This is a genomic window from Mesorhizobium sp. M1D.F.Ca.ET.043.01.1.1, from assembly GCF_003952385.1.
Classification (GTDB): domain Bacteria; phylum Pseudomonadota; class Alphaproteobacteria; order Rhizobiales; family Rhizobiaceae; genus Mesorhizobium.
On the sequence record NZ_CP034444.1, the window covers coordinates 2,400,176 to 2,421,552 of the forward strand.

Annotated in this window: 22 protein-coding genes and 3 tRNA genes; 14 read left to right on the plus strand and 11 right to left on the minus strand. The window is 62.1% G+C overall.

All coding sequences use genetic code 11. The annotated features are described in order from the left end of the window. Positions 1 to 116: 116 nt before the first annotated feature. From EJ067_RS11755 to EJ067_RS11775, 5 genes are all read right to left on the minus strand, one after another. On the minus strand, positions 117 to 503 hold the full coding sequence (locus tag EJ067_RS11755; RefSeq protein ID WP_126085849.1) for a RidA family protein: 387 nt from the start codon (positions 501 to 503) through the stop codon (positions 117 to 119). An 83-nt stretch (positions 504 to 586) separates the two neighbouring features. Then, a complete protein-coding gene (locus tag EJ067_RS11760; RefSeq protein WP_126085850.1) occupies positions 587 to 1,903 on the minus strand; it encodes an MFS transporter in 1,317 nt (438 codons plus the stop codon). Positions 1,904 to 1,936: 33 nt separating this feature from the next. Continuing rightward, the gene (locus EJ067_RS11765; protein ID WP_126085851.1) at positions 1,937 to 2,725 is read right to left on the minus strand and encodes an SDR family oxidoreductase; all 789 of its coding nucleotides are present in this window, start codon (positions 2,723 to 2,725) and stop codon (positions 1,937 to 1,939) included. Position 2,726: 1 nt separating this feature from the next. Continuing rightward, complete coding sequence (locus EJ067_RS11770; RefSeq protein WP_210211695.1) at positions 2,727 to 3,737, minus strand: D-2-hydroxyacid dehydrogenase family protein; 1,011 nt, start codon at positions 3,735 to 3,737, stop codon at positions 2,727 to 2,729. Continuing rightward, positions 3,730 to 4,476: an RraA family protein gene (locus EJ067_RS11775; protein ID WP_126085852.1), complete on the minus strand. Its 747-nt coding sequence runs from the start codon at positions 4,474 to 4,476 to the stop codon at positions 3,730 to 3,732. The genes EJ067_RS11770 and EJ067_RS11775 overlap by 8 nt, the downstream gene beginning before the upstream one ends. Before the next feature lie 44 nt (positions 4,477 to 4,520). Here EJ067_RS11775 and EJ067_RS11780 point away from each other — a divergent pair, with 44 nt between their 5' ends. Then, the gene (locus tag EJ067_RS11780) at positions 4,521 to 5,582 is read left to right on the plus strand and encodes a LysR family transcriptional regulator (RefSeq protein ID WP_245468246.1); all 1,062 of its coding nucleotides are present in this window, start codon (positions 4,521 to 4,523) and stop codon (positions 5,580 to 5,582) included. A gap of 67 nt (positions 5,583 to 5,649) precedes the next feature. On the opposite strand, the gene EJ067_RS11785 is transcribed toward EJ067_RS11780, so the two are convergent. The 3 genes from EJ067_RS11785 to EJ067_RS11790 all read right to left on the minus strand — a co-directional run bounded on the left by EJ067_RS11785 (position 5,650) and on the right by EJ067_RS11790 (position 7,792). Beyond that, positions 5,650 to 6,684, minus strand: a complete 1,035-nt coding sequence (locus tag EJ067_RS11785; protein ID WP_126085853.1) for an MBL fold metallo-hydrolase — start codon at positions 6,682 to 6,684, stop codon at positions 5,650 to 5,652. 341 nt (positions 6,685 to 7,025) lie between these two features. Continuing rightward, positions 7,026 to 7,109 (minus strand) — tRNA-Thr (locus EJ067_RS34310). A gap of 608 nt (positions 7,110 to 7,717) precedes the next feature. Then, positions 7,718 to 7,792: transfer RNA gene (locus tag EJ067_RS11790), tRNA-Thr, on the minus strand. 167 nt (positions 7,793 to 7,959) lie between these two features. On the opposite strand from EJ067_RS11790, the gene EJ067_RS11795 reads away from it, so the two are divergent. The 11 genes from EJ067_RS11795 to EJ067_RS11845 all read left to right on the plus strand — a co-directional run bounded on the left by EJ067_RS11795 (position 7,960) and on the right by EJ067_RS11845 (position 14,725). After that, positions 7,960 to 8,136 (plus strand): hypothetical protein, encoded by a 177-nt coding sequence (locus EJ067_RS11795; RefSeq protein WP_189510549.1) that lies wholly within the window; start codon positions 7,960 to 7,962, stop codon positions 8,134 to 8,136. 142 nt (positions 8,137 to 8,278) lie between these two features. Next, a complete protein-coding gene (gene murA / locus EJ067_RS11800) occupies positions 8,279 to 9,571 on the plus strand; it encodes a UDP-N-acetylglucosamine 1-carboxyvinyltransferase (protein WP_126085854.1) in 1,293 nt (430 codons plus the stop codon). A gap of 305 nt (positions 9,572 to 9,876) precedes the next feature. Beyond that, positions 9,877 to 10,308 (plus strand): DUF2948 family protein, encoded by a 432-nt coding sequence (locus tag EJ067_RS11805; protein WP_126085855.1) that lies wholly within the window; start codon positions 9,877 to 9,879, stop codon positions 10,306 to 10,308. A 9-nt stretch (positions 10,309 to 10,317) separates the two neighbouring features. Continuing rightward, positions 10,318 to 11,610, plus strand: a complete 1,293-nt coding sequence (gene hisD / locus EJ067_RS11810; protein WP_126085856.1) for a histidinol dehydrogenase — start codon at positions 10,318 to 10,320, stop codon at positions 11,608 to 11,610. Between the two features lie 2 nt (positions 11,611 to 11,612). Then, entirely contained in the window at positions 11,613 to 12,098 is a 486-nt protein-coding gene (locus EJ067_RS11815; protein ID WP_126085857.1) for a UPF0262 family protein, read from the plus strand. A 120-nt stretch (positions 12,099 to 12,218) separates the two neighbouring features. Beyond that, a complete protein-coding gene (locus EJ067_RS11820) occupies positions 12,219 to 12,671 on the plus strand; it encodes a low molecular weight phosphatase family protein (RefSeq protein WP_281058982.1) in 453 nt (150 codons plus the stop codon). A gap of 197 nt (positions 12,672 to 12,868) precedes the next feature. Then, on the plus strand, positions 12,869 to 13,087 hold the full coding sequence (gene infA / locus EJ067_RS11825) for a translation initiation factor IF-1 (protein ID WP_006200926.1): 219 nt from the start codon (positions 12,869 to 12,871) through the stop codon (positions 13,085 to 13,087). Positions 13,088 to 13,106: 19 nt separating this feature from the next. Then, positions 13,107 to 13,733 carry a Maf-like protein gene (locus EJ067_RS11830; protein ID WP_126085858.1) on the plus strand — a complete coding sequence of 209 codons (627 nt, stop codon included), beginning with the start codon at positions 13,107 to 13,109 and terminating at the stop codon, positions 13,731 to 13,733. Further along, complete coding sequence (yacG, locus tag EJ067_RS11835) at positions 13,730 to 13,951, plus strand: DNA gyrase inhibitor YacG (protein WP_126085859.1); 222 nt, start codon at positions 13,730 to 13,732, stop codon at positions 13,949 to 13,951. The genes EJ067_RS11830 and yacG overlap by 4 nt, the downstream gene beginning before the upstream one ends. A 196-nt stretch (positions 13,952 to 14,147) precedes the next feature. After that, positions 14,148 to 14,223, plus strand: a tRNA-Phe gene (locus EJ067_RS11840). A gap of 166 nt (positions 14,224 to 14,389) precedes the next feature. After that, positions 14,390 to 14,725: a hypothetical protein gene (locus EJ067_RS11845; RefSeq protein ID WP_126085860.1), complete on the plus strand. Its 336-nt coding sequence runs from the start codon at positions 14,390 to 14,392 to the stop codon at positions 14,723 to 14,725. 158 nt (positions 14,726 to 14,883) lie between these two features. Here the strand turns inward: EJ067_RS11845 and EJ067_RS11850 are convergent, their stop codons facing one another. Then, positions 14,884 to 15,144 (minus strand): hypothetical protein, encoded by a 261-nt coding sequence (locus EJ067_RS11850; RefSeq protein WP_126085861.1) that lies wholly within the window; start codon positions 15,142 to 15,144, stop codon positions 14,884 to 14,886. A gap of 539 nt (positions 15,145 to 15,683) precedes the next feature. On the opposite strand from EJ067_RS11850, the gene EJ067_RS11855 reads away from it, so the two are divergent. Both EJ067_RS11855 and EJ067_RS11860 read left to right on the plus strand, forming a co-directional pair. Next, positions 15,684 to 16,082, plus strand: coding sequence for a cytochrome c (locus tag EJ067_RS11855; protein WP_245468247.1), 399 nt, complete (start codon positions 15,684 to 15,686; stop codon positions 16,080 to 16,082). Positions 16,083 to 16,148: 66 nt separating this feature from the next. After that, the gene (locus EJ067_RS11860) at positions 16,149 to 17,708 is read left to right on the plus strand and encodes a bifunctional aminoglycoside phosphotransferase/ATP-binding protein (protein WP_126085862.1); all 1,560 of its coding nucleotides are present in this window, start codon (positions 16,149 to 16,151) and stop codon (positions 17,706 to 17,708) included. A gap of 13 nt (positions 17,709 to 17,721) precedes the next feature. On the opposite strand, the gene EJ067_RS11865 is transcribed toward EJ067_RS11860, so the two are convergent. Continuing rightward, on the minus strand, positions 17,722 to 20,403 hold the full coding sequence (locus tag EJ067_RS11865; RefSeq protein ID WP_126085863.1) for a bifunctional acetate--CoA ligase family protein/GNAT family N-acetyltransferase: 2,682 nt from the start codon (positions 20,401 to 20,403) through the stop codon (positions 17,722 to 17,724). Between the two features lie 136 nt (positions 20,404 to 20,539). Next, a complete protein-coding gene (locus EJ067_RS11870; RefSeq protein WP_126085864.1) occupies positions 20,540 to 20,992 on the minus strand; it encodes a pyridoxamine 5'-phosphate oxidase family protein in 453 nt (150 codons plus the stop codon). Positions 20,993 to 21,377 lie beyond the last annotated feature (385 nt).

Below are 21,377 nucleotides of genomic sequence, written 5' to 3' on the forward strand. Positions count from 1 at the left end.
CTCATCCTGATCATTGCCGGGAGACGAGCGGGACGTGCAGTTGAAAGGTCGGCGATGAGCCGGTGCGAGGCCCGGTCCGCCGGCGAAGCATTTAACCCCAGGAATTTGCGCTTAGATCAAAGAGCTTCCTCGATAACCGCAATGAATTCTGATTGCACCAGAGACGGACTGTCCGGCGGCAACGGTTGAACATGTCGTGCCGGTCGTGACTCGGGATTGGGAAACATCCTGAGCCATTCTTCGTTCACGGCATTCCTGTCGCCGCTGTCGCGGAGATAGATATCCACCTTGACGATGTTTTCCGCGCTACCGCCGGCGGCCTCGATGATGGCGCGCATATTGGCAAACACGTTGGCCGACTGTTCCGCTATTTCGGACGGCAGTTCGTGCGTGATCGGATTGACACCATGAACCGCTCCCGAAAAAACCATGCTGCCGATCCGACAGGCGTTGGGGATTGGATGTCTGTGGCTCAATCCTTTCACCGAAATGCTTTTGCGCATCGCTCAGTCGATCCTTTGCGGATGTGTTCCATGGAATGATCGGTGACCTGCGATGCAGTGCACTTGCGGGCGCACTGGGGCGGCTATCGCCTCGCGCGCAGGACCGGTTCCTGGCTCAGACGCGAAGAGCCCCCGATGTCGGGGCGTGGCGCGGAAGGCTCATGGCCGGACGTCAGTTGAATTCCGCGTGTCTCGGGCAGCACGAGGGTCGCGGCGAACGCGATGCTGTAGCCCAGCAGCGCAACCAGGCCGATGGCCTCCGCCAGGCCGATATGCTGCGCCAGTATTCCGATCGCCGACACGGCCGCCGCGCCGGTTGCTTTGCCGAAATTGTAGGCGAAGCTCTGGCCGCTCGCGCGAATGGCAGAGGGGAAAAGCTCGGTGAAGAATGGGCCCAGCGCCGCATAGTTTCCGATCGTGAAAAAGCCGAACGGCGCGCCCAGGGCAATCAGCGGCCAGCCGGAGAGCGGCAGGAACATGTAGGCGATGGTGATCGACCAGGAGCACAACAGAAACAGCTGGAACGTCCGCCGCCGGCCGAGGCGATCGGCCAGATACGCGCTCGCCAGAAACCCGAAGAACGAACCGCCGGTGACCACGAAGACATAGTATCCCGAAGTGCTCGGCGACAACTCGCGCACCGTCTTCATGAAGGTGGGCAGCCAGTTGACGATCGCACCGCCGACACCAATCACGCCGAATGCAAGCAACGAGGACAGCACCGTTGTCGGCAATATCTCCGGCCGAAAGATCGCGCCCAACCCCGGGCGATTTCCGGTTTTCTCGACCCGCTCGCGCGTTCTGACGAAGATCTCCGGCTCCTCCAGCTTGCGGCGCAGATAGAGAACCAGAAGGCCAGGAAGGACGCCGATCATCAACAGAACACGCCACCCATAGTCCTGGGGAAAATACGCCAGGACCAGCCCTGCCAATATGGCCGCCGCGCTCCATCCGATACCGAACCCGCTCTGGACCGAGCCGACGGCCTTACCGCGATGCTCGGCGCGGATGATCTCACCCATGAGAACCGCGCCGGCGGCCCACTCACCGCCAAAGCCCAGCCCTTGCATGATGCGCAGGGCCATCAGTTGCTGAAAATCCTGTGCGAAACCAGCAAGGAAGGTGAAACTGCAGAACCACAGGATGGTGAACTGCATGATGTGGGCCCGGCCAAAGCGGTCCGCGAGGTAGCCACAGGCCCATCCTCCAATTGCCGCGGAGAGCAGCGTTGCCGTTGCCAGATAGCCCGCCTGTGCCGTCGACATTCCCCAGGCCGCGATAAGAATTGGCAGCACGAAGCTGAAGAGCTGTGCATCCATCGCATCGACCGCCCAGCCGGCGAAGCAGCCCCAGAAGGTGTTCCGCTCGCGCTCCGTCAACTGCTTGTACCAAGTGAACATTTCTTCCTCCCGTAGTTTCCTCGCGGCTGCCTGCTAAACGACCAGTGGCGTGAGGCCTCCATCCATGGTCAGCGAAGCCCCTGTCACGTAAGAGGACCTTGCGCTGGCGAGGAAAAGCGCTGCGTCGGCTACTTCTTCCGGCCTTGCGTAGCGCTGCAGCGGGATGCGCTGCTCGTTCAGCCGCAGCAGCTCTTCCGGCGTCTTGCCGGTCATCTTGGATTCCACTTCAAGCGACAACTGCAGACGCTCTGTCATGGTAGCGGCGGGATTGAGCACGTTGACCCTCACGCCTGCTGGTCCCCAGGCAGCCGCAAGCCCCGCCGAGGCGAGCATCAGCGCCGCGTTGGCGGCCCCGCCTGGCAGATGCATGGGCGAAGCAATTTTGCCGCCGGTGCCGACGATGTTGACGATCGTGCCCGCACGCCTTTGCACCATCAGAGGCAGGACATAGTCCATGACGTTCATGTAGGTGAAGAATTTGGCGTCCATCGCAATGCGCCATTTGTCCGGCGTCAGCTCGTCGGGAGGAACTCTCCTGGCGCCGCCGGCCGAATTGACCAATGACGCAATCGGACCCACCCTATCCTCGACGACGGCGACCATTTGCTTCGCGGCAAGCTCATCCGACAGGTCGGCGGCGAAGCTCGCCGCAGACAGGCCGTCGGCAGCCAGCTTTGCCTTTGCGGCGTCCAGGTTCTGCTGACTGCGCGATACGATCACCACGCGGGCGCCTTCTCTCGCGAAGGCCCGCGCGCAAGCCAGCCCTATTCCCTTGCTGCCTCCGGTTATCAGGACGACCTTATCGTCGAGTTCGAGGTTCATTTCAGTGATCCTGTTTTGAGGTCTGGGCGCTGTGGACGTTGATGGGGCTCCCCGCAGCAAAAGCGATGATCTGGTCGAACGCGTTGCCATAGGCGAACTCGTAATTGTCCCGTTCGACGTAGCCGAGATGTGGCGTGCACAGCGCATTGGGAAGCCGAAGCAGGGCATCGTTCGCATCGGTAAGCGGCTCCCGTTCGAACACGTCGATGGCGGCTTTCCCGGGGCGGCCGCTCTTCAGCGCCGCCACCAGCGCTCCCGGTTGAATCAATTCGGCGCGGCTGGTGTTCACCAGCAATGCGGTCGGCTTCATCAGGGCCAGGTCATCGGGGCCGATCGCGCCGGCGGTCTCGACAGTCAGCCGCAGATGCAAACTGAGAACGTCCGAAAGACTGAACAGCGCGTCCCTGTCCGGAGCGGTTTCAAAGCCCTCGGACCGGGCCCGATCGAGCGAGCCTTCGCGGCCCCAAACCAGCACCTCCATGCCGAAGGCCCTGCCGATCTGAGCGACCATCGAGCCCAATCGGCCGAAGCCGAAAATGCCCAGGACCCGCCCCCTCAGGCCCAACCCTATTGTCGTCTGCCAGTGACCTTGGCGCAGCGATGCCGCTTCGAACGGGATGTTGCGCATCGCAGCGATGATCAGCCCCCAGGTGAGTTCCACCGTCGAATAGGACGGGCGCGATGTGAGCGCGGACGAGACGATGACGCCATGCCTGTCGCAGGCCTCCAGATCGATGTGGGGAATGTGGCCGTTCTGGCTGATGAGCTTCAGCTTGGGCAGACGACGGAGCAGATTTTCATCTATCCTGGTTCGTTCTCGCATGAGCACCAGAACGTCCGCATCGGACAGCCGGTCCGCCAGGACGTCGATGTCATCGACGATATCGGTCCAGATGCTGACATCATGGCCCTCCAGCTTGGAAAAGCAATTCAGCGTGCGAACCACGTCCTGGTAGTCGTTGATGATGGCGACGCGCAGTTTTCGCGATGAATGTCTTGTCGCGTTACGCATTGCCGGGCAGGTCCGCTACGGCGACGCCGGCATCGATCGCCTCGCATTTGGCCTCTTCGAAGGCCGACTTTTTCAAAGCCTTCGCGAGGACTTCGGAGGCTCGGGCGATTGGGATGAAGCAGACACCGGTTTCGTCGGCAACCACGATGTCGCCGGGGCTTACCCTTATGCCTGCGACCTCGACGTCGCCATTGATCTCCACGGTCTCGATCCGCCATTTGCCGGTGACAGGCGTGACCTCTGTGGCCCAAAGCGGATATCCGACCCGCCGCGAATGCCCGACGTCCCGAATCCCTCCCGAGACGATTGCTCCGGCTTCCCCCTGCCGCTTTCCCGTCTGGGCCGAAATCCCACCCATGTTGGAAACGCCGGCGACGCCGTCTATGACGATCACGTCGCCCGGCAGCGCCAAGTTGTGGGCTTCGAATTCCGCCATGCGATTGACGTGGTTTCTCGCCGTTTCGTAGACGTGCTCGCGCTGGATGATGTTGCGCACCGTGAGCGCTGGACCGACGATCGACGTCGAGGGCAAGGTCGGCTTCAGTGTCGATGCGCCGACGACGCCGGTGATGCCGAGCTCATCCATAATATCCGAAATAACGCTCGTGGCGTCGCCGATCCGCTTGAAGCCGTCGATCAGCTCCTTCGACGGCCGCGGCGTTCGCATCAATCGGATGCGCTCGGCGCTGATCTTGCCGGTGAGCTTCGGCAATACGTCCGCGAAGGCGAGATGATTCATGGCGTGTCCTCTGTTTGTACGGAGCTTTTATCACCGACTGCGAGGTGCGCGTCTTCACTCGCATGTGTTTCGGCTGCTCGTTCGAAACAGGATTGCCTGCCCGGTTCAGTACGTCCAATTTAGATTCAGACACGAGCATCATTTCCCAGGTGAATAACGTGCGCCTCGATCTGAACCTGATCGCTGTCCTTGAAGCCATCATGCTGGAAAGGAATGTAACGCGCGCAGCCTCGAGCCTGGCGATGAGTCAGCCTGCGGTCAGCAATGCGTTGCGCCGCGCCCGCAAGCTGACGAAAGACCAGCTCTTCCTCAAGACAGCGACCGGGGTCGAACCCACTTCGCGAATGGTCGCGATGTGGCCTGAACTTCACCGATCGCTTACGGCGATCCGCGCCTCCTTCGCGCCCGACGACTTTGATCCCGCATCGGGCACGACCAGTTTCCGGATCGCGGTTACGGACAGTCTAGCAATGGAAGCGGTCAGCGCGATCGCGCTGAAGTTACAAGCTGCGTCCCCGCGCGCCCGCGTTTCTTTTGCCGTCCATACCCATGAGGCTTCGCTGGACGGGATCGATCGCGGCACGCTCGACTGCGCGGTAGGCATGTTTGCCTCGCTGCCGAGAGAAGTGCACGTGCAGAGTCTGCGGACGGATCGCTATGTCTGCGTCATGCGCAGCGGACACAAGCTGGCCCAGGGCCTGACCCTGGACCAGTTCACCGCCGCGGCGCATGTGCTGGTGACCCCATCCGGTCTGGGACTGGGATTGGTCGATGGCTGGCTCAGCCTGACGGGGCGGACGAGGACGATCGCCATGGTGGTCAATCACTTTGCCGACGCGCTGAGAATCGTCTCAGGCAGCGACCTTCTCACCTGCGTGCCGCTTGGCTTCTTCCTGGGACCATGGCGCGTCATTGCAGATGAACGTGCGTTCGTCGTGCGCGACCTGCCGTTCGAGACGGAGAAACTCCTCTACAAGCTGATCTGGCACGAACGGCTGCACGCCCACCCCGCCCATCAATGGTTTCGAGCGCTGGTAGCAGACGTTTGCGGATCATCATCGAACGACCCGTCAAGTGGCGAAGCGGTCTCTGGCGGGCAGGCATGACCTGCCTTGCGCAAGCGGAACCGGCTACGGGCGCGCGAATGCGCCACCTCTGGTCAAAGGCAAACGCCTAGCCATAGTTCAACGGCACATAGGTGTAGACATTCTCGGCATCGCGGCGCACGCGGCCCAGGCCGGGAAACGATATGTGCGCACCGCCGACGATGTAGCCGTTCTTCGCCGCATCGGCGAAGGCCAACCTGTGGATACTCTCAGCCCGCGAAGCGTCTCCATCGTAGCCGATGGTGACGGAGGGATCCTTGAATTGCACCGCGGCGACATGCACGACGTCGCCCCATAGCAAGATTTTTTCGCCTCTGCTCTCGACCAGGTACATGGTGTGTCCCGGGGTATGCCCGTAGGCGGCTCGCGCACGCACGCCGGGCACGAGGTCGGTGTCGCCCTCGAAGGCGGCGAGCTTGCCTGCTCGCATATAGGGCGTGATCGACGCGACCGCAGCTTCAAAGAAACGCTTCGCCTCAGCGGGAGCGGCGCGCATGCTTGCCTCGCTCAACCAGTAGTCGGTGTCCCGTTTGTCGACACGCACGATCGCATTGGGAAAAGCTCTGTCGCCGTCGGCCATGAGGCCACCGACATGATCGGTGTGCAGATGCGTGAGATAAAGCTCGTCGACCTCCTCCGGCTGATATCCCGACGCGCGCAGATTGCTGACAAGCTTGCCTGTGGTAGCGCCCAGCAGCGAGCCTGCGCCGGCGTCGATCAAGATCAGCTTGGTTCCGGTGTTCACGAGGAAGGAATTGTGCGAGGTCTCGACGACATCGCCAAGGAAGTTGCGCTTCAAGGCGTCTTCGATCCGTGCCGGGGCGCCCTGCAGCAACTTCGCGGCGGCCAGCATATCGCTGCCATCGGACAGTGCCGTCACCTCGAAGTCGCCGACCGTCAGGCGATAAAACCCGGGTGCCTGGCTTTTCGCCATGGGCGCATCCGCGAGCGCAGGCCCGGCGAAGCCGCAGGCCAGGCAAAGACAGCCGGCGGCCAAAAAGGCGCGACGGGTAGGATTTATGGCGCTGTTGCTCGGCCGGGGCTGGACAGAACCTTCGGTGTCGTTGAACAAGCGATCAAGCGTGAGCCGGGGAGCGACCATTTTCGAACCTCTGTCTGCATTCTGGCGGGGCACTGCAGATGAGAAGAAGCCTTCCGTTCGCTTCTCGTCGCCGGGTTTTGCAGTTAGGCCGCACTCTTATGCGTATACCGTTCCCCGAGATGATTGGCCCGTCCAATTTCCTTATCAGGGCGGCATCATTACTCTGCTGAATAACCGCTCTCCGCTGCGGTTGGTCCAGGCCAATATCGGTTGTGAAGCTGACGGTCGCGCATATCAGCCTGTCGCGAGGCGCATTGCCCGCTGCGATGCACTTCAAAGCCGAGTAAACAAGGCGCAACACCTTGCGCGTGAAGGGCTTGAGTGTTTTCAAAGGGATAGGCTGGTGCTGCGAGAGAGGATTGAACTCTCGACCTCTCCCTTACCAAGGGAGCAGGATGGGTTTTGGCAGACACAACAGACGCAGCAAACCCAAGGATTTGTGGGTTTTTGGCCTTTCCCTAACCGTGTGTTGGCCGACAAAAAGCGTGCTGCGATGCAGCGCAAAGGGGTCTGCGCTGCAATTTGCAGCACAGACGAAACGCCGCTGTTCTGACGACTAGTTCTCTTCCCATGGACAATTTCCGGTTGCGCTTTTGAGTGGCTGAAAACCCTCGACGCGCCCGAGGGGTATCGCTCATGGGATTTCGGTGCAGGGACGTGACGCCAACGCTGTCTGGCGCGCAACAAGTCAACTCTGCAAGCAGCTCGGCATTCCGGTCGCCGTCGAGTTCCGCTGGACGCACAAGGAACACATCAAATATCCCGGAGAAACCGGCCAATTGGCATTTGACCGCCCGAATTGCGTTGCGGCCAGGTCCGCGGACCCTGGCCGCGCAACAATGCGATTTGGGACGGCCTTTTAAGAAATTGAGCGAACTACAATAGCGAGGTCCAGAGTTCTGCGGACCTGGATTGTCTGCCTGGACCGACAGACAAAATGGACAAAGTTGGCCTTGCGCTGCATCGCAGCGCAAACAGACAAGGTTCCACGGAAGGGCTCAGAAATTTAAACTACTGATTTTATTGGAAAATCTGGTGCTGCGAGAGAGGATTGAACTCTCGACCTCTCCCTTACCAAGGGAGTGCTCTACCACTGAGCTACCGCAGCCTGCGATGGCGGCGCTTCTGCCATAATGAACCGGCAAGCGCAAGGCCAAGAAATGCAGCCGTTGACGCAGCTGTGGAGGCGCCCTTGACGGTCTTTTATGACATGGCGGCGCCATAATGATACCTATGCCTGAACCACAGCCGGCTAGCTGCCGGCGGGACGAGACGATGAACGACAAGGCAAATCCACCGAAAAAGGGCGACGGCGAACGCCAGGACCGGCTCGCCGAAGCGTTGCGCGCCAACCTGCAGAAACGCAAGGCGCAGGCGCGATCCCGGCGCGCCGGCGATGCTGACGAACGGCCGGAAGGCCTGCCCTCTGCTGGAAAAATGCAAAAAAAGTAACCCAAATCAGCCACACTGGCCGACCACACTTGGTCCACAGATGGGGAAATCCTATTTCTTGAACCGCACCGGCCAATAGTCTAGAGCCGGACATACTCAACCGATTGAAAGCGGCCCGTCCGGGCCGAGGGGACGTTCTCTCATGGATCGCATCAGAATTGTCGGCGGCAATAAGCTTGCCGGAAGCATTCCGATCTCGGGCGCCAAGAACGCGGCGCTGCCGCTGATGATCGCCTCGCTGCTGACCGACGACACGCTGACGCTCGAAAACGTGCCGCATCTGGCCGATGTCGAGCAATTGATCCGCATCCTCGGCAACCACGGCGTCGACTATTCGGTCAACGGCCGCCGCGAGAAGCAGCAGGAAGGCTATTCGCGCACCATCAATTTCTCCGCCCGCAACATCGTCGACACCACCGCTCCTTACGAGCTGGTGTCGAAGATGCGCGCTTCCTTCTGGGTGATCGGCCCGCTGCTTGCCCGCATGGGCGAGGCCAAGGTGTCGCTGCCCGGCGGCTGCGCCATCGGCACGCGTCCGGTCGACCTGTTCCTCGAGGGCCTGCAGGCGCTGGATGCCGAGCTCGACGTCGACAATGGCTACGTCATCGCAAAAACGAAGAACGGCCGTCTCCACGGCAATCGCTACGTGTTCCCGAAAGTGTCGGTCGGCGCCACCCATGTGCTGATGATGGCGGCCTCGCTCGCCAAGGGCGAGACGGTGCTCGAAAACGCCGCCTGCGAGCCGGAGATCGTCAACCTCGCCGAATGCCTGATCGCCATGGGCGCCAAGATCCACGGCGCCGGCACCTCCACCATCACCATCGAGGGCGTCGAGGCGCTGTCAGGGGCGCGGGTCCGCGTCATCCCCGACCGCATCGAGACAGGCACCTATGCCATGGCGGTGGCGATGACCGGCGGCGACGTGATGCTGGAAGGCGCGCGGCCCGACCTGTTGCAGACCGCGCTCGACGTTCTGGTCGAGACGGGCGCCGAGATCACGCCCACCAACGAGGGCATCCGCGTCAAGCGCAACGGCGCCGGCATCGCCCCGGTCGACGTGACGACCGCGCCCTTCCCGGCCTTTCCGACCGACCTGCAGGCGCAGTTCATGGGCCTGATGACGATGGCCAAGGGCAAGTCGCGCATCACCGAGACGATCTTCGAGAACCGCTTCATGCATGTGCAGGAGCTTGCCCGGCTGGGCGCCCACATCACGCTATCGGGCCAGACGGCGATCGTCGACGGCGTCGCCAGGCTGAAGGGCGCGCCCGTCATGGCGACCGACCTGCGCGCCTCGGTTTCGCTGGTGATTGCCGGCCTCGCCGCCGAGGGCGAGACCGTGGTCAACCGGGTCTATCACCTCGACCGCGGCTTCGAGCGGCTGGAAGAGAAGCTCTCCGGCTGCGGCGCGGTGATCGAGCGGATTTCGGGCTAAAGGAGCCGGGGCAGTCGCCAGAGGCAGAAATAGGCCTCTTCCGCATTGGAACGGCCAACTGTCGAAGTGGCGCCGCCCCTCATCCGCCTCAGCCTTGGCGCCTTTCCTGCACCGTTCGCAATTAGCGAAATCCCGGGCGAAAGCGTCCCTTCTCCCGTCATTTTGCCGGGAGAAGTGCCCGGCAGGGCGATGAGGGGCGGCGCCGATCTGAGGCGATTGCCTTGGGCAGTATCCGCGTCGCGGTTGCATGGACCAGAAAGGTCGCCTAACAGAAGGCTGAAACCAACCTTAGGTACAAATTCCGCATGGCTCTCAAGCTCATCGCGCTCGACGACCAGGATCTGGGCATTGTCTCGGCCCATGTCCAGGACGCCGTGATGAAGGTCTCCGACCTCGAGTACTTGCCGGCGGCCAAACGCTTCGTGCTGACCATGAACCGCTTCGTCTGGGAGGCGAAATCGGGTCTCTTCCGCCAGCACAATGAGCGGCGCCAGAGTGTTTTGCATTTCGACCGCGTGCTCGGCGCCAAGACCAGCGGCATCGCGCGCGACAAGCCGGCCGAGGTGCTTTCGCTGCTGGCGATCAGCTTCGTAGCAATCAGCAAGCCGGCCGGCATCGTCGAGCTGGTGTTTTCGGGAGGCGGCACGATCATGCTCGATGTCGAGTGCATCGAGGCCAGGCTCGCCGATATCGGCGGCTCCTGGGAAGCCGCCTCACGACCCGTGCACAGGACCTGAGCGCAGACCATGGCCATCACGCTTAGCCAGACCGACGCCGATTTCGAGCAGCGCTTTTCGGCCTTCCTCACCACCAAGCGGGAGGTGTCGGCCGATGTCGAGGCGGTGGTGCGCGACATCATCGCGCGCGTGCGCGCCGACGGCGACAGGGCGCTTGTCGATTACACGCTCAAATTCGACAAGGCCGATCTGAACAAGCTCGGCATCGCCGTCTCCAGCGACGACATCGCCAAGGCCTATGCCGCCGCCAATCCCGCGACGATCGAGGCGCTCGAATTCGCGCGCGACCGCATCCGCTCGCATCATGAGCGGCAGAAGCCGAAGGACGACCGCTACACCGACGCTGCCGGCGTCGAGCTCGGCTCGCGCTGGACGGCGATCGAGGCGGTCGGGCTCTATGTGCCCGGCGGCACGGCCAGCTATCCGAGCTCGGTGCTGATGAACGCGGTGCCGGCCAAGGTCGCCGGCGTCGAGCGTATCGTGATCGTGGTGCCGGCCTCGGGCGGCGTCATCAATCCGCTGGTGCTGGTAGCGGCCGATCTCGCCGGCGTTTCGGAGATCTACCGCGTCGGCGGCGCTCAGGCCGTTGCCGCGCTCGCCTACGGCACCGAGGCAATCCGGCCGGTCGCCAAGATCGTCGGGCCAGGCAACGCCTATGTCGCGGCGGCCAAGCGCCAGGTGTTCGGCACCGTCGGCATCGACATGATCGCCGGGCCGTCCGAGGTCCTTGTCGTCGCGGATGCGGACAACGACCCGGACTGGATCGCCGCTGATCTCATGGCGCAAGCCGAGCACGACGCGTCGGCGCAATCGATCCTGATCACCGACAGTGCCGATTTCGGCAAGGCGGTGGAGCAAGCGGTCGAACGCCAGCTCAAAGTTCTGCCCCGCGCCGAGACGGCCGCGGCAAGCTGGCGCGACTTTGGCGCCGTGATCCTGGTGCCGTCGATCGAAGCCTCGCTGCCGCTGGTCGACCGGATAGCGGCCGAGCATGTCGAGCTCGCCTTCGACGACGCCGAAAGCTTCCTTGCCAAGATGCGCAATGCCGGCGCGGTCTTCCTCGGCCGGCACACGCCGGAGGTCATCGGCGACTATGTCGGCGGCTCCAACCATGTGCTTCCGACGGCGCGCTCGGCGCGCTTCTCCTCGGGCTTGTCCGTGCTCGATTTCGTCAAGCGCACCTCGGTCCTGAAGCTCGGGCCGGATCAGCTCAAGGCGCTGGCGCCGGCGGCGATCGCGCTCGCCGAGGCGGAAGGGCTCGACGCGCATGCACGCTCCGTGGCGATACGGCTGAACATGTAGCGATGTCCGGCCACCATCAAAACCGCCACAGGCTGATCGACGTCGAGCTCGACGAATCGATCGGACGTTCGACGCCCGATGTCGAGCACGAGCGGGCAGTGGCGATCTTCGACCTGATCGAGGAAAACAGTTTTCGGCCGGTTAACGACGATGGCGCCGGCCCCTACCGGCTGAGGCTGTCGCTGGCCGAGCAGCGACTGGTGTTCGCCGTCAGCCGCGAGGATGGCGCCGACGTGGTCACCCACATCCTGTCGCTCACGCCGCTGCGGCGCATCGTCAAGGATTACTACCTGATCTGCGAAAGCTACTACGAGGCCATCCGCTCCTCGACGCCCAGCCATATCGAGGCGATCGACATGGGCCGGCGCGGCCTGCACAATGAAGGCTCACAGACGCTGATGGACCGGCTCGCCGGCAAGATCGAGATCGACTTCGACACGGCGCGCCGGCTGTTCACGCTGGTCTGCGTGCTGCACTGGCGGGGCTGATCAGGATGACGTTTCGTTGAATCGCCATCCTGATCTAACTGTTTGTTGGAGCATGATCTTCTCCGAAAACCGGGTCCCACTTTTTGCATGCGCTGACCTCCGGTTCGAGATCATGCTCTAGTGCTGGCCGCGTTGCCCCATTCGATCCTGTTTTTGTGCGGCATGAACGCCGTACGCTCGCCGATGGCGGAACAGCTGGCGCGACGGCTATTGCCCGCCACCACTTTCGTCGCCTCGGCAGGCGTGCGCAGCGGCGAGCGCGACCCCTTCGTCGACGCCGTGCTTGCTGAAGAAGGTCTCACCCTCGGCGAGCGGCAGCCTCGGACGCTGGAGGAGCTGGAAGACGACTATTTCGACCTGATCGTGACGCTGGCGCCGGAAGCGCACCACGCAGCGCTCGAACTCACCCGGTCGCTCGCCGTCGAGGTCGAGTACTGGCCGATGCCCGATCCGACCGACACCGTCGGCACGCGCGAGCACATCATGGCGGCCTATCGGGATGTGCGCGAGCGGCTGAAAGCACGCATAAGCCGACGATTCTTGCTTCCGGAAGCAAAAAACGCGACGGATTAAGCGTGTTCACAAGCGGACGATTATCATATAGGTTCCGCCGCAAATTCCGGCCGGCGTCGGATGATTTTCGGTCGGTTCGGCCGGAAACCATCCGACTCCGGATCAAAGAAGTAGAGCATCATGCCGTCCGAAAACCGCTTGACACTTTTCGGCATCATGCTCTAGCGCCGGAACCGCAATCCAAGCAAAGGTATCGAATGCCGAAGGAAGAAGTCCTCGAGTTTCCAGGTGTGGTCACGGAACTGCTGCCCAATGCGATGTTCCGCGTGAAGCTCGAAAACGAACACGAGATCATCGCCCACACGGCCGGCCGCATGCGCAAGAACCGCATCCGCGTGCTGACCGGCGACAAGGTCCTGGTCGAGATGACGCCTTACGACCTGACCAAGGGCCGCATCACCTACCGTTTCAAGTAACAGCCCGGCGCGAACCGCGATGAGCAACCTGCAGAAGCTCGTGCTTGCCTCGGGTTCGCCGCGCCGCATCGAGCTGTTGCAGCAGGCCGGCATCGAGCCGGACCGCGTGCTGCCCGCCGATGTCGACGAGACGCCGCTACGCGCCGAGCATCCGCGCTCGCTGGCCAAGCGCCTTTCCAAGGAAAAGGCCGAGAAGGCGCTGGCTTCGCTGAAAAGCGAAGACGACCACGCGCCGGCTTTCATTCTCGCCGCCGATACGGTGGTGGCGGTCGGGCGCCGTATCCTGCCTAAGGCCGAGACGATCGACGACGCCGTCAACTGCCTCGGCCTGCTTTCCGGCCGCTCGCATCGCGTCTATTCCGGTATCTGCCTGATCACCCCGGGCGGCAAGCTCCGGCAGCGGCTGGTGGAGACGCGAGTCCGCTTCAAGCGGCTGCCGCGCGAGGAGATCGACGCCTATGTCGCCTCGGGCGAATGGCGCGGCAAGGCCGGCGGCTACGCCGTGCAGGGGTTGGCCGGCTCCTTCGTCGTCAAGCTGGTCGGCTCCTACACCAACGTGGTCGGCCTGCCGCTCTATGAGAGTGTGGCGCTGCTTTCCGGCGAGGGCTTCAAGGCGCACAAGAACTGGCACGCTTCGCGGCCATGAGCCCGGACGATAAGGTCACGCCGCTCCGACCGAAGCGGCCTTGCCCTGAATGCGGCAAGCCCTCCGCTCGCGAGCACTATCCGTTCTGCTCGGCGCGCTGCAAGGACATCGACCTCAATCGCTGGCTGAAGGGCGCCTATGTCATCCCCGGCCGCGACGATGAGGAAGAAAACGACGAAGCCCCGCAGCAGGGCGCGGCGCCCAAAGACGAAGAGTGAACAGCAAGCGAAGCGGGCACAGGGGTGAAGTCGGCACAGCGACGAGCCGTTGTTTTCCGGCGATTTTTCTTTCCCAACGAAATCGACACCTAAGCGCTGGACAGGCCGAATTCCCGTGCTATAACCCACGCGCTTTCAGGGGCGCCGTTCGGCGTTCCGGTGAAAACCCGGCGGGCGATCCCGTTAGCCGGCACAGGCCCAGATAGCTCAGTTGGTAGAGCAGCGGACTGAAAATCCGCGTGTCGGTGGTTCGAATCCGCCTCTGGGCACCATCACTTTCCATAGCAAATTCAATGCTCTGACAGGGACCGGAGTTTAAGTCTAACCTGGTTTCGTGTCACATCATGTTGCAAATGCTTCCCTAGCGTTTCCAAGGTTTTTCAAGCGCTCCCGCTCAATCCGTGCAACATGGGTGCGACATGAGCCGGCGAGGAATTTGTGAGAGAGACGCGACCTTTCTATAGGGTCTTCACCGTCACAAAGTACGAAGCGGCGGTCCAACAGATCGAGGCCGCAATAGCCGCCTTCCATGCTGGTCATCTTGCCGTCACGATCACCCTGGCTGCAGCCGCCGAGGAAATGGCGCCTGGCAAAGCGGGCGGCTTGTGGGCGACCATACGCGATAACCCTTCTCGGCCAGTCGAGAAGACCAATTGGAGCGACAAGCTCAACGAGACGCACAACTGGCTCAAGCACCACGACAAGCCCGGCGAAACCAGGGCCTTGGCTTCCTTCGAAGCCTGTCTGTTCATCTTGAGGGCTATGGACAAATGAGAGCCTTGGACGCCGGCGATGATCGCCTTCAAGGATCTATGGTTCTCATCCCCAAAACTGACGCGTCCTGAGGACTATTCGCTAGACAAGTGAAAAGCCCGCTACCCGTGAGGCAGCGGGCCATCGTTTCGCGTGCGGCGCGGAAGCCGAAGCCGCCGTCAATAGCCAGTTCTGATCCACGGATCGGTGTCGTATCCTAAGCGGTGGTCCAGGAAATTTGCGGCCTGATTTGACGGGCGCGCAACCGCGGTGCCTGTCGATTTGCAATCCAGTTTCGGGGTCGGCTTGCTGCCGGCCTTCACATGCGCTGCAGAACACGAGGTCGCAGCCTGAGCGGTGGCCACCTTTTTCTTTTCTTTCGCAACAGCTGCGCCGGTGGCGGCCAATACTATTGCTACGCCAAAGATAACGAGTTTCATGGAAACGCCCTCACCCTGCACAATCCGAAATGATTGCGCTAGTTAACGGTACGTCAACCACGTTGTGTTCGCAACCTACCATCCCCGATGGGGTAGACCCTCGTGTCAAATCGGCGTACCGCGCACGCCGACCGATAACTTCGTCCGCCCAGGCATTGTCTGGATAATCACTGCTGAGATCGGCCGATACGGGGCCCGTCGACAACCACTTGGAGACGACCGCCGTGTAACCTCCGCCCGAAGGAGGTGCAGCAATGATCAAAGCTAGCACGGAGAGATGGGCATCGGTTTCTTCGCACAAATTCGGCGGCGAGCCTCAGATCATCGTCTCCTGGTCGGCTCCTGTAACCGTGAGCAATGTCTTGAATGGCATGGCGGCGACTCCTTGTCCGAAAGAGGTTCACAGACGACCGTAGCTGTAACAAACCGGTCGAAGGCCTCCTTGCGCTGAATCAAATCGATCCCTTCGAGATTGATCCCGGTCAACGTGCGCCCGCGCTGCACGCTCTAGGCTGACGTTGATAGCCGGAGGCGGATCAATGAGATTCTGGATGACGATGGGCTTCGCGGCACTGACCCTGAGCGTATCGGCGGCGCAGGAGATGAGCAACGGACAGCAGGAGTACCTGAATTCCTGCGCGGTCTGCCATGGTGTGGACGGCAAAGGAGACGGCCCCTTGGCCGACGAGTTGCGGAAGCGTCCCGCGGATCTGACGACACTCACGAGGCGCAACGGCGGGGAATTTCCCTACTGGCAGGTTTTCGCGACGATCGACGGCCGCGGCATGATACCGGAGCACGGCGAGCGCGAGATGCCGGTCTGGGGCGACCAGTTCCTGCCCGAAGATGTGAAGCGCTACGGGCCATATGGCGGGGAGGCCGTCACCACGGAACGGATCCATAACCTGGCCGGTTACGTCCAGACGCTTCAACGCTAGTACCGCTGCGGAACCGCAGACGACAAAGATCGAGAATTGGAGCAACCAAGGCGAAGGGCATAGGCGATGATCGTGGACAACCAGGACGTTGTCGTCGGGATATTGAAGGATCCTGCCACCTATGGCGAGGCTGGCCCCGTCGAGACGATCGAAACCCACATTTCCCGGATCTTCCTTGTGGGGCGGCGCGCATTCAAACTGAAGCGAGCGGTGAGGCTGCCCTATGTCGATTTTTCGACGCCGGAGTTGCGGGTCGCCGCGTGCGAAAAGGAAGTGGAGTTGAACTCCAGAACGGCACCCGGTCTTTATCTCGATGTCCGCCGCATCGCGCGCGCGGGAGATCGACTTACCCTGGATGGCTCAGGGGAACTGGTCGACGCGGTTATCGAGATGGTTCGCTTCGATCAGTCGAGGCTTCTCGATCGGATGGCCACCGCGGGAAACTTGACATCCGCGCTGATGACAGGCGTGGCGCGCATGATTGCGCAATATCACCGCAACGCGGAAGTGATCCATGCCGGCAGCGGGACGGCGAACATCGGCGGCGTGCTTGAGATCAATTCGGCCGGATTTGCAACAAGCCACGTGTTCGATCGAGAGGAGATCGAAGCGCTCAACGCGGCGTTTCGCGATGCCCTCGCCCGCCATGCCAGCCTGCTTGATCGGCGCGAAGCCGCAGGCCGGGTCCGCCGCTGCCATGGCGACCTGCATCTGCGCAACATCTGCGTCTTCGATGGCGAACCTCGCCTGTTCGATTGCATTGAGTTCAATGATCAGATCGCCACCGTCGATGTGCTCTACGACCTCGCTTTCCTGTTGATGGATTTGTGGCATCGTGGCTTCCCGCAATTCGCAAACCTGGTGATGAATCGCTATCTCGACGACGCCGACGACGAAGACGGCTTCATCCTGTTGCCGTTCTTCACGGCGGTCCGAGCAGCGGTGCGCGCGCATGTTACGGCAACGCAGGTCGAGGAAGGCAGCTCGGAGTCCACAAAGCTGATTGCCGAGGCAAGGTCTTATTTCGAGCTCGCGCGAGCCCTGCTCGCCCAGACGCCACCTCGGCTCATCGCGATCGGTGGCCTGAGCGGTTCAGGCAAGACGACGATCGCTGAAGTGCTTGCTCCTCACATCGGCGCGGCCCCAGGCGCCAGGATCGTCGAGAGCGATCGCATCCGCAAGGCCATGCACGGAGTGCCCGCTGAAACCAAACTTCCAGACAAGGCCTATCGGCGCGGTGTGTCGGAACGCGTCTATCGCCAGATTGCCTGGCGCGCCGAACTGATCCTCGCGGAAGGCGGCTCCGTCGTCGCCGACGCTGTTTTCGACAATCCAGGCGATCGCGACAGAATCAAGCGTGTCGCGAATGACAGGGCCATTCCTTTCGCGGGATTTTGGCTGATGGCCGATCCGTCAGTTCTTTGGCGTCGGGTCAGCGAGCGAAAGGGTGGTCCCTCCGATGCCACGGTCGACATCCTCTCGCGGCAATTGCAGCGCGATGCCGGTCCATTGACCTGGCGCAAGATCTCGGCAAACCGAGACGTCGCTGAGATCACGGCGGAGATGATGATTTTCCTTGAGGGCGCTGCTTTATCTCCAGTCAGCCTCAGGAAGACGGGGGCATAGAAGCAGACCGAGCCTATCTGACTTCCAGCGTCGCCACCGACAGGCCGGGCTCGCTGGGGTGGTGCGCAATCGAGAAACCCAACTCGCGGCACATTGTGAGCATCTTGCTGTTCTCGTTGAGGATTATGCCCTCGATCCGGCCAATGCGTTCAGCGCTCGCATAGTCGATGATCTGTTTCAGCAAGGCCCATCCCAGACCATGGCCCTGCAGGTCCGATCGCACAAGCAAGGCATATTCGCCGGTCCTGTGATCCGGGTCGCAGGAAAGTCTGCCGATTGCGGCCAGCGCGCCCGTATCCGTTTCGAGCGCGACGAAGGCGATGTCGCGATCATAGTCGAGCTGTGTGAGCCGCTTCAGCATCTGGTCCGGGAAGTTCCTGCGCGGTGAGAGGAAACGCAGCCGCAGGTCGTCTGGCGAAATCTTGGCCAGGAACGCGGGATAGAGCTGGACGTCCGCCGGCATGATTGGCCGGGTGTGGAAAGACATACCGTCCGACAGAAAGTCACGGCTCCACCCTGCGGGATAGGGTCTTATGGCAAGGGCCGGGTTCGGTGCCGGTTCATCCACGCGTCGCGGATCGATCTCGATGCGGGCGTCGAGCGCAATCGCGCCCTCTCCGTCCGCCAGCAGCGGATTGATGTCGAGAGAGACCAGGCAAGGAAAGTCGACGATCATTTGCGACAAGCCGTTCAGCGCGGCGATGATCGCTGCCCGATCGGCCGGCTTGCGATCACGATAGCCAGCAAGCAGGCGGCCTATCCGGGTCGCGTCGATCAGGTCTCCGGCGAGCACGTCGTCGAGCGGAGGCAGGGCGATCGCGGTGTCGTTCAGAACCTCGACCGCGGTGCCGCCGGCGCCAAACAGGATGACCGGGCCGAACATCGGATCGAGGTTCATGCCCAGGAGGAGCTCCTGCGCGTGCTTGCGCGCGACCATGCTTTGCACGCTGTAGCCGTCCGCCTCTGTCCCGGGCACCTGCGATCCCAGGCCTGTCTCGATCGACTTCGCGGCCTCTTCAGCCTCCTCGGCAGTCGCAATGTCGAGGACCACGCCACCGACGTCCGACTTGTGTGAAACCGTCCTTGACAGCAATTTGACGACAACTCTTTCCGACGTTTCGAGAAGCTGGCTGGCTGCCTGAGACACTTCGGCGGCGGAGTGGGCAACAATCGTCCGCGGCACCTGAATGCCGTAAGCGGCGATTGCCGATTTTGCTTCCGGTTCCGTCAGCATGCGCCGACCCTCACTTGCGACTTGCCGGAAAATTGGCTGCGCTGTCGCCTTGCCGTCCACCACGCCCTCCCGCTGGCCGGACGGTGTCCGCAAGAGTGCCCGCTGGGCTTGCGACCATTCGCCGAGATAGAAAGCCGCGATTGCTGCATCCTCCGGCGTTTCGAAACTGGCAATGCCAGCTTCAGTCAGGATACGCCGGCCCTCGCGCGCGGTATGCTCGCCGAGCCAGCATGCGAGGAGCGGTTTTCCTCCGATCTCACCTGCGTCCCCAAGTTCGGCCACCTTCCTGGCCGCGTCGGGCGAGGAACCTAGCCCGGTGGGACAGTTCATGACCAGGATGACGTCCGTTCCGGAATCTGCCGCCATGGCTTCGAGTGCCGCCCCGTAGCGCTCCGGCGCTGCATCACCGACGATGTCGATCGGGTTTGCATGCGACCAGGTCGGTGGCAGGAAGCGGTTCAGCCGCTCGATCGTCGACGGCGCGGGCACGGCCAACTCGCCTCCACGGTCGACCAGCTTGTCGACCGCGAGAACCCCGGCACCGCCACCATTGGTGACGATGCCGACCCGCGCCCGCTCGAGCGGAGAGTAGCGCGCGATAGTTTCGGCGGCATCGAGCAATTCGGCGAGGTCTTTTACGCGCAGCACCCCTGCTCTCCGCAATGCCGCGTCCACTACCCTATCCACGCCCGAAAGCGCACCGGTGTGGGTCGCTGCCGCCTTAGCTGCCTGTTCGTGTCGTCCGGGTTTGATAGCGATGACCGGCTTGAGGCGCGCCGCTGCCCGCGCGGCCGACATGAACTTGCGTGGATTGGGTATCGTTTCGAGATACATCACAATCGCTCGCGTGTGAAAATCGCCCGCCAGCATGTCGAGGCAATCGCCGACGTCGACGTCGGCCATGTCGCCGAGCGAGATGATCCGGGAAAAGCCAACATTGTTCTCGGCCGCCCAATCGATCAGCGACGTGGCGATTGCGCCAGATTGCGAAATCAGGGCGATATTCCCAGGCTCGGCCGCCATGTGGGCGAAACTGGCGTTCAGCTTTGCTGGAGGGACCATCAACCCGACTGTGTTCGGCCCGATGATCCGCATAAGCGAGGGTTTAGCCGCGTCGAGCATTGCCTGGCGCAGACCGTTCTCGTGATTGAGCCCTGCGGTAATGACGACGGCCGCTTGCGCACCTTTCTCGGCCAGCTCGCGCACGATGCCGGGAACAGTTTCTGGAGGGGTCACAATCACGGCAAGATCGGGAATGCCTGGAAGGTCGGCAACCTTTGCCCAGCATCGATGGCCGGCCACCTGTGAATGTTTCGGGTTGACCGGCCAGATCTCGCCCTCGAAGCCGCCCCCGACGATGTTGCCGAAGACAACGCGACCGACCGAGCCCACGCGCCCGGACGCGCCGACAACAGCGACGGATCTCGGGAAGACGGCGTATTCAAGATTTCGGATTGTCATCCCGAGAGCTCCTTGCGGCCACCTTCACCAAAGGCGCCGAGCCTTCGGCGATGCGGCAGCCGCCAATTCTGAATGCGCAGAACTTGCTTGCCAGCTCGCTGCCGTATCGCTCAGCGTTCGCTCCAGGGTGGCGCGCTCAGCAGGTGACGAGATCCGTGTGGCCAAAGCCCTTGGAGTAATCGAGCACCGAGATGACCGTAGGCACTACACGGAATATGCGAACCTGCTCCGGAGCGGGCATCGGCCCTGGCAGCGAGACTTGCTCCGGATACTTCAGCGTCAGCATCCGTAGAACCTTTTCCGCTTCGGCCCGATCTTCGACCGCCTGCGCGCGCGCCGCCATGGAAAGTCCGGTGATCTCCATCACCTGTGGGGTGTCGCGGTCAATGGTCAAGGACACGCGATCGTCTCGCGCCAAATTCGCCGCCTTCTGGCTGTCCAGACCGCAGAGGAAGTAGAGAGTGAGACCATCGTTGGCGTACCCTACGGTCGTCGCCTGCGGCCAGCCATCCGGCCTCAGAGTTGCAATTGTCATGATCCGGTGCTGATCCAACAGCGTCACGATCTTGTTTCTGACCTCTTCGTCCATCCCATTGTCTCCGAAGTCATTGCTGACCGTGACGATAGTGGGATCGTAGGCCGCCCGGCATTGACCTACATCAATCGAATGGCGGGCAAACGCCCCTCGGCCGCGATGGCCGGTTCGGGTTGCTTTGCTATCATTGGCTCGCTTCAAGGCCTTCCATCTGCGCACAAACGGAGCCGTTCGGGCGTAAATACCAGGCAGCGTCGACGGCGAGTGCCTTGCAAGGACACGCGCCCTTCGCTCTGAAGGTTGGAATGCTCGCATCGCATCATTCGGGCCTGCGACGTCTTGCTGCCGGTCAAAAATCATCGCGGCGACCGTTTGGTGCCCAGAGGGATGAATGCTAAATCAGCAACCACCCCTGGTCCTGCGCCCAGGGGCCTGCTCG